Below are 14,801 nucleotides of genomic sequence, written 5' to 3'. Positions count from 1 at the left end.
GAGCCCAGCGTGCGGCAGACCCGGGTGGCCGTGGTCGGCAGCGCCAACATGGACCTGGTGGCCACCGCCCCGGCCCTGCCCCGGCCGGGGGAGACGCTGCTCGGCACCGACTTCGTGACCGTCCCCGGCGGCAAGGGCGCCAACCAGGCCGTGGCCGCCGCCCGGGCCGGCGCCGCATGCGCCTTCCTCGGCGCGATCGGCTCCGACTCGTTCGGGGTCACCCTGCGGGCCCGGATCACCGCGGCCGGCGTGGACACCAGCCAGCTGCGGGTGGTCTACGGTGCCTCCGGGGTCGCCCTGGTGATGGTCAACGCCGACGGGGAGAACGCCATCCTGGTCACGCCCGGCGCGAACGGCGCGCTGACCGACCTCACCGAGCCCGAGCTGGCCGCCGTACGCGCGCCGGACGTCCTGGTCGCCCAGCTGGAGGTCCCGGTGGAGACGGTGACCGCCGCGGCGGTGGCCGCCCGGGCGGCCGGCACCCGGGTGGTGCTCAACGCCGCGCCGGCCCGGCCGGTGCCCGCCGAGCTGCTGGGCGCGGTGGACCTGCTGGTGGTCAACGAGAACGAGGCGCGGGCGCTCACCGGCCGCGGGCGGGACGAGCCGCGGGCCCTGCTCGACCTCGTGCCCCGGGCGGTGCTCACCCTCGGCGCCGAGGGCGCCTGGTACGGCGACCGGGACGGCACCGACGTGCACGTCCCGGCGGTCAAGGTGGACGTGGTGGACTCCACCGGTGCCGGTGACGCGTTCACCGGCGCCCTGGCGGTCGCCTGGGGCGAGGGCCGGGACCTGGTCGACGCGGTGCGCTGGGCGGCGGCGGCCGGCGCGGCCTGCGCGCGGCGGCTCGGCGCCTCGGTGGCGCTGCCCCGCCGGGTCGAGATCGACGAGCTGTACGTCCCCGGCTGATCTGGCAGGCGCCGGTCGCGCGGGTGCGGTCCGGACCACCCGATTCGGTCGACCGGCGCCGTTCTCGCCACCTGCCGGCCGGTCGGCCGCGTCCGCACGGCGCCGCCGGCGCTCAGGCGCTGCGGCACGGCGCCTGCGCGGCCGAGCGGCCACAGGTCGCCAGGCTGCACCAGCGGCGTAGGCCGCTCTCGTCGAGGAAGAGCCAACCGCACCGCGCGTCCGGGCACGCCCGGACGGTGAGCCGACGTGGATCGGCCAGCAGCGCGGCGGCGCTCCACGCAGCGGCGTGCACGGGCAGGCGCAGCCCGGCCGAGAGATCGGGCCACCACCGTCCCCGGCCGTCGGGGTCGCGCCGGAGCACCATCGTCTTCGCGGCGGCCTCCGCGGACCGCGCGACGGCGTCGAACGCACCCCGGTCCGCCGGATCGGTCAGGCAGGCGTACAACCGGGTGCGCAGCGCGCGGGCCTCGTCGAGCGTGGCGGCGGCCTCGTCCGGGCTCCGTCCGGCGAGATCGAGCAGCCGTCCCACCGCCACGTCGTCGACCAGCCCGACGTGGCCGGCCCAGACCGCCAGCGTCCGGTAGCCGCGGAGCCACTCCGATCCGGGCAGCGGTGGCTCGTGGCCCCAGCCGGCGAAGGTGTTGCAGAACTCCAACGCCGGATGCCCGCCGACGCTCCACGGCAGGCTCTCGCCACGCACTCGTACCTCGTAGACGGGCAGATCGGGCCGGTCGAGCCGGTGATCGGCGCGGAGTATCCGCCGGTGCACCTCCCGCAGCCGCATCCCCGGCTCGACGCCGAGCTCGGCCACGAGCGTGCGTCGGGTCGTCCGGTACAGCAGCAGTGCCTCGGCCTGCCGGCCGGCCCGGTACAGCGCGGTCATCAGCGAGGCCACCAGGCGTTCCCGGGTCGGGTACCGGGTGACCAGCGGGGTCAGCTCACTGATCACACGGGCCTGGTGGCCCAGCGCGAGCCGCGCCTCGGCCCGCAGTTCGACCCCGGTGAGTCGGAGCTCCTCGATCGGGCCGCCCAGCCGGCCGCGCAGCTCGTCGTCGGCCGTGTCGGCGAGCAGCGGCCCCCGCCAGAGCTCCAGTGCCCGGTCGAGCAGTCGCACCCGCTCGGCCGGATCAGCGGTGCCGCTCGCCTGGTGGACGAGACGGCTGAACTCCTCGACGTCGACCCGGTGCCCGTCGGGTTCCACGAGATAGCCCTCGCCCCGCGTGGTGATCCGGACCCGGTGGGGCGCCAGCGACGCCCGCAGCCGGCCGATGTAGGTGTGCACGGCGCTGCGGGCCGAAGCGGGTGGCTGGCCGTGCCAGAGCAGGTCGATGAGCCGGTCCGTGCTGACCAGATGGCCCGGGTCGAGCAGGAGGACGCCGAGGACGCACCGTTCCTGCCGGCGGCTGCCGAGTTCGACGGGCTGACCGTCCTGGCGCGCTTCGAAGGGTCCGAGCAGTCGGAAATCCATACCGATCAGACCGGCTGGCCTCCGTCGAGGGTTGCCGGGCGCGGTGAGCCGCCGGTGATTTCCCGGGTCACCGGACGTGGCAGGGCGGCGGCGGTCGGGTGTGACCCGCCCGTGGTGGTCAGAACGTGGTCAGTCGCGTCGCTGATCCTTGGCCGACCCGACCGTCGGAAGCAGGTGGAGTGATCATGCGTTGGAGAACGAGCGTCGGAACCTACCTGGCCGCGGCCGCTCTCGTGGCGAGCGTGCCGTCCGCCGCGTCGGCCGCGCCCGCGGCGTCCGCGGTCCCGGCCGAGCTGGCCGCCGCGCTGGCCGAGGCGAGCCGGTACGGCGGCTGGGTGCCGGCGCCGCAGGAGGCGTTCGAACTGCCCGCCGGGGCGCGGTGCGACTTCGCCGTCCGCGTCCAGCCCGTGGTGGACGAGGTCCGCAAGCTGGTGCTGGAGACCTACCCGGACGGCTCGCCGAAGCGGGAGGTCTACACCGGAGCCCTGATCAACGAGGTGACGAACCTGGAGACGGGGGCCACCAGCACGGCGGACGCCAGCGGCAGCTCGCTGGTCGTCCACGGCACGGACGGCTCGATGACCTGGTACGTGGTGGGGCCGGTGCTGCTCGGCTTCCGGGAGAACGCCGGCTCGCTGCCGCGCGGTCTGTGGATCGTCGACGGGGTGTTCACCGTCGAGTTCACCCCGACGTTCGAGAAGACCATCACGATGGTGCGCGGCACCACGCACGACGTCTGCACCGACGTGGACTGAGCCGGGTGGCGGCGCCCGGCCGGGTTCGCCCGGCCGGGCGGCCCGCACCGGTCAGCCGATTCCGGGCCGCGCCCCCGCCGTACCGGTGCGGAAGGCCCGGCGGTACGCCGACGGTGACGTCCGCATGGCCCGGCCGAAGTGGTGGCGGTAGGTGACCGGGCTGTCGAATCCGACCGCGGTGGCGACCTCCTCGACCGGCGCGTCGGTCTCCTCCAGCAGCGCCAGGCTGGCCCGGACCCGCTGGTCGACCAGCCACCGGATCGGGCTGGTGCCGGTGGCCCGGGCGAAGTGCCGCAGGTAGGTGCGGGGCGACATGTGCGCCTGCCGGGCCAGCCGGGCGACGGTGACCGGCTCCGCCAGGTGCGCCAGCACCCAGGTGATGCTGGCGGCTATCCGGTCGTCGTCCGGGTCGACGGTCACCGGCGCCTCGATGAACTGCGCCTGCCCGCCGTCGCGGTGCGGCGGGATCACCAGCCGGCGGGCGACAGCGTTGGCGATCGCCGCGCCGTGGTCCCGGCGCACCAGGTGCACGCAGAGGTCCAGACCGGCCGCGCTGCCGGCGCTGGTCAGCAGGTCACCGTCGTCGAGGTAGAGCACGTCCGGGTCCACCTCGACCCGCGGGTGCCGGCGGGCCAGCAGGTCCGCGTACCGCCAGTGGGTGGTGGCCCGCCGGCCGTCCAGCAGCCCGGCGCCGGCGAGGGCGAACGCGCCGGAGCAGATGGACATGATCCGGGCGCCGGCCCGGTGCGCCCGGCGCAGCGCGGCGACCAGTTCCGGTGACGGGTCGGCGGTGACGTCCGGGACCCCGGGCACGATCACGGTGGCCGCGCCGGCCAGCACGTCCAGCCCGTACGGGGTGTGCAGGCTGGCCCCGCCGACGACCGGCACCGGGCCGGGCCGCTCCGCACAGACGGTCAGCTCGTACCAGTCGACGTCGAACTCGGGCCTGGGCAGCCCGAACACCTCGGTGACGATGCCGGTCTCGAAGACCGACATGCCCGGGTACGCCAGCACCGCGACGCTACGGTCGGCCGGGGCGCGCAGGGGCAAGGCCGGATGTTAGCGCTCGACGTCGTTCCCGCCACTCGTCCGGCCGGGCCACTCCCCCGGAGGATCATGGTCATGACGCAGACCTTCGCCGTACCGGCCGCCGCACCGGCGGCCGCCGCCGCCCACTTCCTCGCCCGGCTGAGCTTCGAGACCGACGTCAGTGACGTGCACGCCGACCTGACCGCCGGCGTGCCCGGCCTGGTGGTGGTCGACTCCCGGGGCGCCGCCGCCTGGGCCCAGGGGCACCTGCCCGGCGCGGTGCACCTGCCGACGGCCGAGATCGCCGGGCGTGCCGCCGACCTGGTGCCGGCCGGGTCCCGGGTGGTCACCTACTGCTGGGGCCCGGGCTGCAACGGCGCCACCCGGGCGGCGCTGGAGTTCGCCCGGCTCGGCTTCGGCGTCAAGGAGATGCTCGGCGGGTACGAGTACTGGGTACGCGAGGGGTTGCCGGTGGTCACCGGGACGGGGCTGACCCGCCGCCCGGTCGACGACCTGACCGCACCCCGGACCACCGTCAGCTGCGACTGCTGACCGTCGCCGCCGGCGGGCCGGTCACGCCTCGGCGTCGTCGGTAAGCTTCTCGCCCCGCCGGCGGAGCATGTTCAGCCCGGGGATGCCCGCCACGGCGAGCTTCAGGTCACGGGTCACGTCGAGCAGGTCGTGCAGGTCCGGGCCGACCCGGTCGAGGGTGGCCAGGATCGGCAGGATGTCCGCGGTCAGGTGCTGCCTGAGCTTCGGCAGCTCGTCGACGAGCCGGATCGCGGCGGTCACCTCCTCGTGGCTGAGCTGCTCGACGAAGCGGTTCGCCATCGGCGCGGCCCGGCGCAGCGCCGGCTCGTACGCGGTCAGCAGCTCGGCCGCGGTGGCCGCCGCCTCCGCCGCGGCGCCCACCGTGCCCGCCGCCCGGCCGGCCACCGAGTCGGCCTCGGCGACCACCGTGGCGGCCGTCCGGGCCACCTTGTCGGCCTCGTTGACCACCACCGCGGCCGCGGCGGCCACCTCGGTGGCGGTGTCGATCGCGGCGGTCGCGGCGGCGCTGATCAACGCCACCTCGCGCACCGCGGCCTCGGCGTCGGTGAGCACCCGGTCGGTGCGGTCCAGCGTCTGCTCGATCCGGTCGACCACGCCGTTGATCCGGGTCAGCAGGGCCTCCACCCCGTCGAGCACCGCGAACGCGCGGACGGGAACGGCGGCGAACGACACGGCCGAACCGAGCGCCTGGTCGAGAGCGGAGCGGGTGAGACCGACGACCGCGGCGGGCCGGGGGAGGGGAATCGCCATGGCACCAAGTGTGCGTCCCGGCCGCCAGAACTGCCCGACGGCCGTCAGCGGGGCCACCCGTGCTGCTCGACGGCCCGTTGCACGGCGCGGTAGATCTGGCCGAACCGGAGTGCGTCCGGCGTCCGCAGCAGCAGCACCTCGCGCCCGTGGTGCTGCACCCAGAGCTCGTGCACCCGGTTGCCGCGATCGTAGGAGCGGTCCAGCCAGCTCAACGGGATCTCCAGGAACGGGGCCAGGGCCAGCGCGCCGACCCCGCAGGCGGCCAGGATGACCAGCGCCAGTTGCCATTCGCCGCGGTCCTGCGCGGACCAGGCCAGCGAGAGTACGCAGACCACCGCGAGCAGCGGCGGGAGCGACAGCAGCAGGACCAGCACGCCCCGCCCCAGCACCCGCCCCCGGACCGCCGGCGTCGTCCGCCCCCGCTCGTGCCAGACGTACGTCACGTCGGCGATCGGCACCGCATGACCACCCGCCCGGATCGACTCCGAGGTCACCTGCACCGCGTCGTCCCGGTAATAGAGGGCCATCACTAAGCCTAAGCACCCCCGGGCAACCCTCCGGTCCGCCCCGGGGCGGTGCCGGGCACGCGGATTCAGTAGCGTGGCGCGTCATGACCGAGCAGGAGCGCAACGTCGAGGTGGTCCGCCGCTACCTGCGCACGTTCGTCACCAAGGACCTGACCGAGCTGCGCGCGGTGGTCGCCGAGGACGTGGCGATCTACGGCTCGGGCACGGCGGTGCGGGGTCGTCACTTCGTCGAGCAGGCGGTCGCCTCGCCCGGACTGACCGTGCTCGACCAGGAGATCGTCGAGATCTTCGCGGCCGGGGACCGGGTCGTGGTCTCGCTGGCGCAGACCTACCGGCGGGACGCCACCGGCGCGACCGCGGTGCAGGGCGCCTGCAAGATGTACCGGTTGGCCGGCGGGCGGATCGTCCAGTTCTGGGGCGAGCAGGACCTGTTCGGCCTGCTGCGCGGGCTGGGCATGCTGCCCGACGGGCCGATCGAGTTCTAGTGCCGGCGGGCGGGAGCCGGCTGGCCGCGCTCCACCGCCCGCTGCACCGCGCGGTAGATCTGGCCGAAGCGCAGCGCGTCGCCGGTGCTCAGCAGCCGGACCGGGTGGCCGCGCCAGCGCGCCCAGATCTCCAGCTGCCGGCTGCCCCGGGCGTACGAGCGGTCCAGGTGCTCGAAGAGGAAGTCGGCGACCGGCCCGACGGCGAGCCCGACCAGCACCGAAGCGCCGACGATCGCGATGGTGACGGTGGCGGAGCGGTCCAGCCAGAGCGCCAGCGCGATGCCGAGCGCGGCGGCCACCAGCGGCCCGGCCAGCGCCGCGCCGATCGCGCCGCGGCCGGCCAGCACCCGCCAGGACCGGCTGCCGCGCTGGTGCCACACCATGCTGATCTCGGCGAGCGGGAACGTCCGGCCGTCCACCCGGACGGCGGTGGAGGTGACCTGCACCGATCTGTCGTCGTAATACGTGATCATCGCTGGACTCCCGGGGCGGGGCTGATACCAGACTACTTACCCAAACGACGCGGGCCGTAAGGTTGGCACGCGACTTCGACGAGGAAGTGAGGGTGCGCGTGAGCGAGTTCGTGCGGCTGGAGACCAAGGACGGGATCGGCACCATCCGCCTGGAGCGGCCGCCGATGAACGCGTTGAACACCCAGGTGCAGGAGGAGTTGCGCGCCGCGGCGACGGCGGCCACCGCCGACCCGGGCGTCCGCGCGGTCATCGTGTACGGCGGGGAGAAGGTCTTCGCCGCCGGCGCGGACATCAAGGAGATGGCCGACATGTCCTACGTGGACATGGCGGCGCGGGCGGCCGACCTGTCCAGCGCGCTCGGCGCGATCGCCCGCATCCCCAAGCCGGTCGTCGCGGCGATCACCGGCTACGCCCTCGGCGGCGGCTGCGAGCTGGCGCTGGCCTGCGACTGGCGGGTGGTGGCGGAGGACGCCAAGCTCGGCCAGCCGGAGATCAAGCTGGGCATCATTCCCGGCGCCGGCGGCACCCAGCGGCTGGCCCGCCTGGTCGGCCCGGCCCGGGCCAAGGATCTGATCATGTCCGGCCGGATGGTCGACGCCCAGGAGGCGCTGCGGATCGGTCTCGCCGACCGGGTCGCCCCGGCCGCCGAGGTCTACGACACCGCGGTCGAGCTGGTCCGTCCGTACCTCACCGGGCCGGTGCAGGCGCTGCGCGCGGCGAAGCTCGCGGTCGACGGCGGCCTGGACATGGACCTCAACTCCGGCCTGGCCTGGGAGAGCCAGCTCTTCGCGGCGCTGTTCGCCACCGACGACCGGCGTGAGGGCATGGCCGCGTTCGTGGCGAAGCGCAAGCCGGACTTCACCGGCCGCTGAACCGGCCCGGGTCGGCGGCGACCCGCCGCCGACCCGAGGACGGTTCACATTCCGCCTACCGGCCAGTAGCGTGTGACTCCGGTCGGGCGACGAAGGGGAGCGGCATGACGGAACGGATCGAGGGCCACGGTGGCGAGCTGGCGCTCGCGGCGCTGCGCGCGTACGGGGTGCGGGAGATGTTCACCCTCTCCGGCGGGCACGTCTTCCCGCTCTACGACGCCGCCCACAAGAACGACTTCCCGATCTACGACGTGCGGCACGAGCAGTCCGCGGTCTTCGCCGCCGAGGCGGTGGCGAAGCTCCAGCGCCGCCCCGGCCTGGCCGTGCTCACCGCCGGCCCCGGCGTCACCAACGGCATCTCGGGTCTGACCAGCGCGTACTTCAACGCCTCGCCGGTGCTGGTGCTCGGCGGGCGGGCGCCCCAGTTCCGCTGGGGCTCGGGCAGCCTGCAGGAGATGGACCACCTGCCGCTGGTCGCCCCGGTCACCAAGCACGCCGAGACGGTGTTCAGCCCCGACGACATCCCGCGCGCGGTGACCGCGGCGCTGACCACCGCGCTCACCCCGCACCGCGGGCCGGTCTTCCTGGACTTCCCGCTGGAGGCGGTCTTCTCGGTCGCCGACGCCGAGCTGCCGGCGCCGCCCGGTATCGCCCCCGTCGAGGCCGACCCGGACGAGGTCCGTACGGCGGCGGAGCTGATCGCGGCGGCGAGCCGCCCGGTGATCATCGCCGGCTCAGACGTCTACGCCGGGGACGCGGTCGACGCGCTGCGCGCCGCCGCGGAGGCGTTGCAGGTGCCGGTCTTCACCAACGGGATGGGCCGGGGTGCGCTGCCGCCGGAGCACCCGCTCGCCTTCGCCAAGGCCCGGCGGGTGGCGCTCAAGGGCGCCGACGTGGTGGTGGTGATCGGGACCCCGCTGGACTTCCGGTTGAGCTTCGGCGACTTCGGCGACGCGAAGGTGGTGCACGTCGTCGACGCGCCGAGCCAGCGGGCCGGGCATATCCAGCCGGCCGCCGCCCCCGCCGGCGACCTGCGGCTGATCCTCACCGCGCTGGCCGAGCACCCCGGCGACCGGGCCGACCACGCCGGCTGGATCGCCGACCTGCGCACCGCCGAGGACGCCGCGAAGGCCCGCGACGCCGAGGAGATGGCCGCCGAGACCGACCCGATCCGCCCGGCCCGGGTCTACGGCGAGCTGCGCAAGGTCCTCGCCCGCGACGCCATCACCATCGGCGACGGCGGCGACTTCGTCTCCTACGCCGGGCGCTACCTGGAGCCCGCGCAGCCCGGCACCTGGCTCGACCCCGGCCCGTACGGCTGCCTCGGCACCGGGCTGGGCTACGCGATGGGGGCCCGGGTCAGCCACCCGGACCGGCAGATCTGCATGCTGATGGGTGACGGCGCGGCCGGCTTCTCGCTGATGGACGTCGAGTCGCTGGCGCGGCAGAAGCTGCCGGTCGTGATCGTGGTCGGCAACAACGGCATCTGGGGGCTGGAGAAGCACCCGATGCGCGCCATGTACGGCTACGACGTCGCCGCCGACCTGCAGCCGGAGCTGCGCTACGACCAGGTGGTCAGCGCCCTCGGTGGCGCCGGAGAGACGGTGGCCAAGGCGGCCGACCTCGGGCCGGCCCTGCAGCGCGCCTTCGACGCCGGCGTGCCGTACCTGGTGAACGTGCTCACCGACCCGGCCGACGCGTACCCCCGCTCGTCGAACCTGGCCTGAACCACCGCCCGCCGCCGTCGCCGCCACCCCGGCGACGGCGGCGGTCGCGTTTCACCAGCAGCTGAACGGGCTCTGCCAGCAGCAAAAATCAGCGGAACGTCAGCGCCTGTCGTCGTAACGTCAGCGTCGGGTCGGCGGAATGTCAGGGGCGCCGGTCATGGTGGTGCGACCAGCGAACACGACAGGAGTTGCGATGGATCACGCGATCCGCGCGGAGGGTCTGGTGCGCCGATTCGGTGACACCACCGCCCTCGCCGGAGTTGACCTGGCGGTCCCCACCGGGACGGTCTTCGGTCTGCTCGGCCCGAACGGGGCGGGCAAGACCACCGCGGTGCGGGTGCTCAGCACCCTGCTGCGGGCCGACGAGGGGCACGCCACCGTGGGCGGCTTCGACGTGGTGCGCGACGCCCACCGGGTGCGCCAGCTGATCGGGCTGACCGGTCAGTACGCCTCCGTCGACGAGACGCTCACCGGCTTCGAGAATCTGCTGCTGATCGGCCGGCTGCTCGGCTTCGGCCGGACCGACGCCAAGGCGCGCGCCCGCGAGTTGCTCGCCGACTTCCACCTCGACGACGCCGGCGACCGGGCCGCCAAGACCTACTCCGGCGGCATGCGCCGGCGGCTCGACCTCGCCGCCAGCCTGGTCGGCCGCCCGCAGGTGCTCTTCCTCGACGAGCCGACCACCGGGCTGGACCCGCGCAGCCGCAACGAGCTGTGGGACATCGTCCGCGACCTGGTCGCCGGCGGGGTGACCGTGCTGCTGACCACGCAGTACCTCGAGGAGGCCGACCAGCTGGCCGGCGAGATCGCGGTGGTCGACCACGGCCGGGTCATCGCCCAGGGCACCCCGGAGGAGCTGAAGGCCAAGACCGGCGGGCAGACCCTGACCGTCCGCCCCGCCGACTCCGACGATCTGGCGACCGTGGTGGCCATCGCCGGCGAGGTGGCCGGGGCGACCCCCGAGGTGGCCCAGAGCAGCGTGACCGTGCCGGTCAACGACCCGGGCGTGCTGCCCGCGGTGGTCCGCCGCCTCGAGGCGGCGGAGATCGCCGTCGCCGAGCTGGCGCTGCGCGGCGCCAGCCTGGACGAGGTCTTCCTCTCGCTCACCGGTCACCGCGCCGAGTCCGACGCCCCGCAGGGGGCCGACCTGGAGAGGACCGTGGCATGACCGCCGCCACCCTGACCACCCCGCGCACCCCGGCCCGCCGGCTCGGCCCGACCGCCGGGCTGCGGCACACCCTCACCCTGGCCTGGCGCAGCCTGGTACAGATCAAGCACAACCCGATGGAGCTGCTCGACCTGAGCATCCAGCCGGTCATGTTCGTGCTGCTCTTCACGTACGTGTTCGGCGGGGCGATCTCCGGCTCGCCGGGGGACTACCTGACCTTCGCGCTGCCCGGCATCATCGTGCAGAACGCCTTCTTCGCCACCATGACCACCGGCTTCGGGCTGAACAACGACCTCACCAAGGGCGTGTTCGACCGGCTCCGGGCGCTGCCGATCGCCCGCTGGGCGCCGCTGGCCGGGCGGATCCTCGCCGACACCGTGAAGCAGGCCTGGTCGGTGTCGCTGCTGGTCGGCGTCGGCATGGTGCTCGGCTTCCGGCTGGAGAACGGGCTGCTCGGCCTGCTCGGGGCGTTCGCGCTGCTGCTGGCGTTCTCGCTGGCCGCGTCCTGGATCTCCGTGCTGGTCGGGGTGCTGGTCAACGAGCCGGAGAAGGTGCAGATCTTCGGCTTCATGGTGATCTTCCCGCTCACCTTCACCAGCAACGCGTTCGTGCCGACCGAGACCATGCCCGGCTGGCTGCAGTCCTGGGTCGAGGTCAACCCGGTGACCATCCTCGCCGACGCGTTGCGGGGCCTGCTGGTCGGCGGCCCGGTGGCCGCACCGGTGGTGCAGTCGCTGCTCTGGGCGGGCGTCCTCGCCGCGATCTTCGCCCCGCTGGCGGTGCGCGGGCTCAAGCGTCGAGTGTGACCCGCACCAGCTCCCGCACCCCGTCCCAGCGGGTGCCCCGGCCGCTCGCGTACGCCGCGGCGAACTCCGGTTCGCCGAGCGCCGCGCGGGCGGCCCGGGCCACCCGGCGGGCGTCCAGCGCGCCGCGGTCGTCCCCGCCGCGCACCCCGTGCGCCGCGCCGAGCAGGGTGGCCGCGGTGGCGGGTCGGCCCGCCCGCAGCGTCAGGTCGGCGTAGCCGACCAGCACCACGGCGACCACCGGCGCGTCGGTGGACTCGATCGCCAGCTCCAGCGCGCGGTCCAGGTGCGCGCGGGCGGCCGGCAGGTCACCCGTCCCGGCCGCGATGTGTCCCATGCTCGTCTCCAGCCAGGCCCGCCACTGCGGGGCGACCGCCCTCCGACCGACCAGTCCGGTGGCGCGTTCGGTCCACCGGGCCGCCGCCGTCCAGTCCTCCCGGTCGCGCATGATCTCGCTCCAGGTGAACGCCACCCCGGACCGGGGCTCGTCGGCGCCGAGCCGCTCGGCCTCCTCGTACGCCTCGGCGAGCAGCGCCTCGGCCCGCTGCCGCGCACCGGTCTGCCAGTGCAGGTACGCCAACCGGGCGCGGATCTGCGGCACGTCCTCGGCCGCACCCAGCTCCTCGACGTCCACCAGGGCGGCCCGCAGGTGCCCGACCGCCGCGTCGTGGTCACCGGTGCGGGTGGCCATGTCGGCCAGCGAGTACCGGGTGGTGGAGAGCCCCCAGCGGTCGCCGGCGCGGTCGAACATCGTCAGCGCGGCCCGGAAGTCGTCCAGCGCGGACTCGGCCGACGAGCCGCAGTTGAGCAGCGTGTGGCCGTGCATCAGCCGGGCCACCCCGGCCACCCACGGGTCCGCGTCGGCGAAGAGCCCGCGCAGCGCGGCCGCCGCCTCCGGCAGCCCGCCCCGGTCGAACATCAGCGTCATCGGGCCGAGCAGGCGCAGCAGCGCGTGCCCGGAGCCACCGTCGGCCAGCTCCGCCGCCCGGACCACCCAGTCCCGGGCCCCGTCCATGTCGGCGTGCCCGCTGACCCGGTTCATCGCCCCGACCGTGTACGCGGCGGCCAGGGCCGGCGACGGCGGCAGCCGCTGCCGCTCGGCCAGCGCGATCGCCTCCCCGGTGAGCTCGGCGCCCTCGGCCCGCTGGCCGCGCAGCCACCAGTACCAGCCCAGCGCCCCGGCCAGCCGGACCGCCGTGTCGGCGTCCCCGGCGCCGAGCGCCCAGCGCAGCGCGGCGTGCAGGTTGTCGTGCTCGGCGCGCAGCCGCTCGACCCAGTGCAGCTGCGCCGGCCCGCGCAGCCGCGGGTCGGCCCGTTCGGCCAGCGCGAGGAACTCGGCGGCGTGCGCCTGCCGGAGCCGGTGCGCCTCGCCCGCCTCGACCAGCCGGTCCAGCCCGTACTCCCGGATGGTCTCCAGCATCCGGTAGCGCGGCTCACCGTCGCCGGTCGCGCTCACCAGCGACTTCTCCACCAGCGCGGAGAGCCGGTCCAGCACGTCCGCCGGGGCCAGCTCGCCGCCGGCGCAGACCCGCTCGACGGTCTCCAGGGTGGCGCCCCCGGTGCAGACGGCCAGCCGCCGCCAGAGCGCGCGGTCGGCCGGGTCGAGCAGCTCCCAGCTCCAGTCCACCACCGCCCGCAGCGTCTGGTGCCGGGGCAGCGCCGTGCGGCTGCCCCCGGTGAGCAGCCGGAACCGGTCGTCCAGCCGGTCGTCGACCTGGGCGGCCGTCATCGCCCGCAGCCGGGCGGCGGCCAGCTCGATGGCGAGCGGCATCCCGTCCAGCGCCCGGCAGATCCGCACCACCGGGCCGACCGTGGCGGCGTCCACCGCGAAGTCGGGCCGGACCGCGTCGGCCCGGTCGGCGAAGAGCCGCACCGCGGGATACGACAGCGCGGTCGCCGGATCGGCCCCGGCCGGTGGCAGCGCGAGGGACTCCACCGGCTGCAGCGTCTCGCCGGTGATGCCCAGCGGTTCCCGGCTGGTGGCCAGCACCCGCAGGTCGGGGCAGGCGGCGAGCAGCCGGTCGGCCAGCCTCGCGGCGGCGTCCAGCAGGTGCTCGCAGTTGTCCAGCACCAGCAGCGTGGCCCGGGGGGCGAGCGCCTCGATCAGCCGGACCGCCGGCTCGACCGCCTCGACCGGCGGGATCCGGGACCGGCTGCCGGTGAAGAACGCCTGCTCGCGCAGGCCGAGCGCGGCGAGCACCGCCTGCGGCACCTCGGCCGGGTCGGTGACCGGGGCCAGCTCGACCAGCCGTACGCCGTCCGGGAAGCGGCCGGCGACGGTGCGCGCCGACTCGACGGCGAGCCGGGTCTTGCCCGCGCCGCCGGGCCCGGTCAGGGTGACCAGCCGGGACGTCTCGAGCAGCGCGCCGACCCGGTCGACCGCCGCCTCCCGGCCGACGAAGCTGGTCAGCGGCGCCGGCAGCGGGTCGCGGGGCGCGGGTCGCGGCGTCGCCGCCGGACCGTCGCCGTCGCCCTCGGGCGGGCGCGGGCCGGCGACCTGGTCCGGCGGACCTGGGCGGGTGCCGGCGGGCCGGCCGTTCGGCGGCCCGTCGACGCTCGGCTCGCCGCGCAGCACGGCCAGGTGCAGGGCGGCGAGTTCGGGTCCCGGGTCGGCGCCGAGGGTGTCGGCGAGGGTGGCGCGGAACCGCTCGTACTCGGCGAGCGCCTCGGCCGGCCGGCCGGCCCGGTGCAGCGCCCGGATCAACTGCCCGGCCAGCCGTTCCCGCAGCGGGTGGGCGGCCACCAGCTCGTGCAGCCAGGGCAGCAGCTCGGCCGGGTCGACCAGCGCGGTCCGCGCCTGGACCAGGTCCTCGGTGGCGGCCAGCCGGAGTTCGGTCAGCCGGGCCACCGGGGCGCGGGCGAAGTCCGCGTCGGCCACGTCGGCCAGGGCCGGCCCGCGCCACAGGGCGAGCGCCGCGCGCAGCCGCTCGGCGGCCGCGGCCGGATCGTCGCCGAGCAGCGCCCGGCCGGCGACGGCGCCCGCCTCGAACCGGTTCACGTCCACCGCGTCCGGGTGCAGGTCGAGCCGGTAGCCGCCGGGCCGGGCCTCGACCGGCAGCCCCGGCACGCTGCGGCGCAGCCGGGAGACCAGGGCCTGCAGGGCGTTGCCGGTGCCGGTCGGTGGCTCGTCCGGCCAGACCGCGTCGACCAGCCGCCCGACGGTGATCACCCGGCCCGGTTCCAGCGCGAGCGGGATCAGCAGCCGGCGGAGCCGCGCCCCGCCGATCTGCGCCGGCGCGCCCGGGTCGGCCCGGACCTCCAGCGGCCCGAGCAGGCAGATCTGCAC

General features: G+C 75.4%; 14 protein-coding genes. 8 read left to right on the top strand and 6 right to left on the bottom strand.

All coding sequences use genetic code 11. The annotated features are described in order from the left end of the window. Positions 1–9: 9 nt before the first annotated feature. Positions 10–906, top strand: coding sequence for a ribokinase (locus ACVCAH_RS10050; RefSeq protein ID WP_447135784.1), 897 nt, complete (start codon positions 10–12; stop codon positions 904–906). A gap of 112 nt (positions 907–1,018) precedes the next feature. Here ACVCAH_RS10050 and ACVCAH_RS10045 read toward each other — a convergent pair whose 3' ends face one another. Continuing rightward, on the bottom strand, positions 1,019–2,374 hold the full coding sequence (locus ACVCAH_RS10045) for a BTAD domain-containing putative transcriptional regulator (protein ID WP_447135783.1): 1,356 nt from the start codon (positions 2,372–2,374) through the stop codon (positions 1,019–1,021). A gap of 185 nt (positions 2,375–2,559) precedes the next feature. Between ACVCAH_RS10045 and ACVCAH_RS10040 the strand changes: the two genes are divergently transcribed. Beyond that, positions 2,560–3,129, top strand: a complete 570-nt coding sequence (locus tag ACVCAH_RS10040) for a hypothetical protein (RefSeq protein WP_447135782.1) — start codon at positions 2,560–2,562, stop codon at positions 3,127–3,129. Between the two features lie 51 nt (positions 3,130–3,180). On the opposite strand, the gene ftrA is transcribed toward ACVCAH_RS10040, so the two are convergent. Beyond that, the gene (gene ftrA, locus ACVCAH_RS10035; RefSeq protein WP_447135821.1) at positions 3,181–4,173 is read right to left on the bottom strand and encodes a transcriptional regulator FtrA; all 993 of its coding nucleotides are present in this window, start codon (positions 4,171–4,173) and stop codon (positions 3,181–3,183) included. 78 nt (positions 4,174–4,251) lie between these two features. Here ftrA and ACVCAH_RS10030 point away from each other — a divergent pair, with 78 nt between their 5' ends. Further along, on the top strand, positions 4,252–4,710 hold the full coding sequence (locus ACVCAH_RS10030) for a rhodanese-like domain-containing protein (RefSeq protein ID WP_447135781.1): 459 nt from the start codon (positions 4,252–4,254) through the stop codon (positions 4,708–4,710). Between the two features lie 21 nt (positions 4,711–4,731). On the opposite strand, the gene ACVCAH_RS10025 is transcribed toward ACVCAH_RS10030, so the two are convergent. Both ACVCAH_RS10025 and ACVCAH_RS10020 read right to left on the bottom strand, forming a co-directional pair. After that, positions 4,732–5,460 (bottom strand): hypothetical protein, encoded by a 729-nt coding sequence (locus tag ACVCAH_RS10025; protein WP_447135780.1) that lies wholly within the window; start codon positions 5,458–5,460, stop codon positions 4,732–4,734. 44 nt (positions 5,461–5,504) lie between these two features. Beyond that, entirely contained in the window at positions 5,505–5,987 is a 483-nt protein-coding gene (locus tag ACVCAH_RS10020) for a DUF6232 family protein (RefSeq protein ID WP_447135779.1), read from the bottom strand. Between the two features lie 83 nt (positions 5,988–6,070). On the opposite strand from ACVCAH_RS10020, the gene ACVCAH_RS10015 reads away from it, so the two are divergent. Further along, positions 6,071–6,472: a nuclear transport factor 2 family protein gene (locus ACVCAH_RS10015; RefSeq protein ID WP_447135778.1), complete on the top strand. Its 402-nt coding sequence runs from the start codon at positions 6,071–6,073 to the stop codon at positions 6,470–6,472. Here the strand turns inward: ACVCAH_RS10015 and ACVCAH_RS10010 are convergent. Further along, entirely contained in the window at positions 6,469–6,945 is a 477-nt protein-coding gene (locus ACVCAH_RS10010) for a DUF6232 family protein (protein WP_447135777.1), read from the bottom strand. The two genes, ACVCAH_RS10015 and ACVCAH_RS10010, sit on opposite strands and share 4 nt — an antisense overlap. Before the next feature lie 98 nt (positions 6,946–7,043). Here ACVCAH_RS10010 and ACVCAH_RS10005 point away from each other — a divergent pair, with 98 nt between their 5' ends. From ACVCAH_RS10005 to ACVCAH_RS09990, 4 genes are all read left to right on the top strand, one after another. Further along, on the top strand, positions 7,044–7,817 hold the full coding sequence (locus ACVCAH_RS10005; protein WP_088997912.1) for an enoyl-CoA hydratase-related protein: 774 nt from the start codon (positions 7,044–7,046) through the stop codon (positions 7,815–7,817). Positions 7,818–7,921: 104 nt separating this feature from the next. Next, entirely contained in the window at positions 7,922–9,544 is a 1,623-nt protein-coding gene (locus ACVCAH_RS10000; RefSeq protein WP_447135776.1) for an acetolactate synthase, read from the top strand. Between the two features lie 193 nt (positions 9,545–9,737). Further along, complete coding sequence (locus tag ACVCAH_RS09995) at positions 9,738–10,712, top strand: ATP-binding cassette domain-containing protein (protein ID WP_447135775.1); 975 nt, start codon at positions 9,738–9,740, stop codon at positions 10,710–10,712. Then, the gene (locus ACVCAH_RS09990) at positions 10,709–11,518 is read left to right on the top strand and encodes an ABC transporter permease (RefSeq protein WP_447135774.1); all 810 of its coding nucleotides are present in this window, start codon (positions 10,709–10,711) and stop codon (positions 11,516–11,518) included. Before ACVCAH_RS09995 ends, ACVCAH_RS09990 begins: the two co-directional genes overlap by 4 nt. On the opposite strand, the gene ACVCAH_RS09985 is transcribed toward ACVCAH_RS09990, so the two are convergent. Beyond that, the gene (locus ACVCAH_RS09985; protein WP_447135773.1) at positions 11,502–14,801 is read right to left on the bottom strand and encodes an AfsR/SARP family transcriptional regulator; all 3,300 of its coding nucleotides are present in this window, start codon (positions 14,799–14,801) and stop codon (positions 11,502–11,504) included. The genes ACVCAH_RS09990 and ACVCAH_RS09985 overlap by 17 nt on opposite strands.

The organism is Micromonospora sp. LZ34, from assembly GCF_052981855.1.
This window is presented reverse-complemented; position numbering and strand designations above follow the sequence as displayed.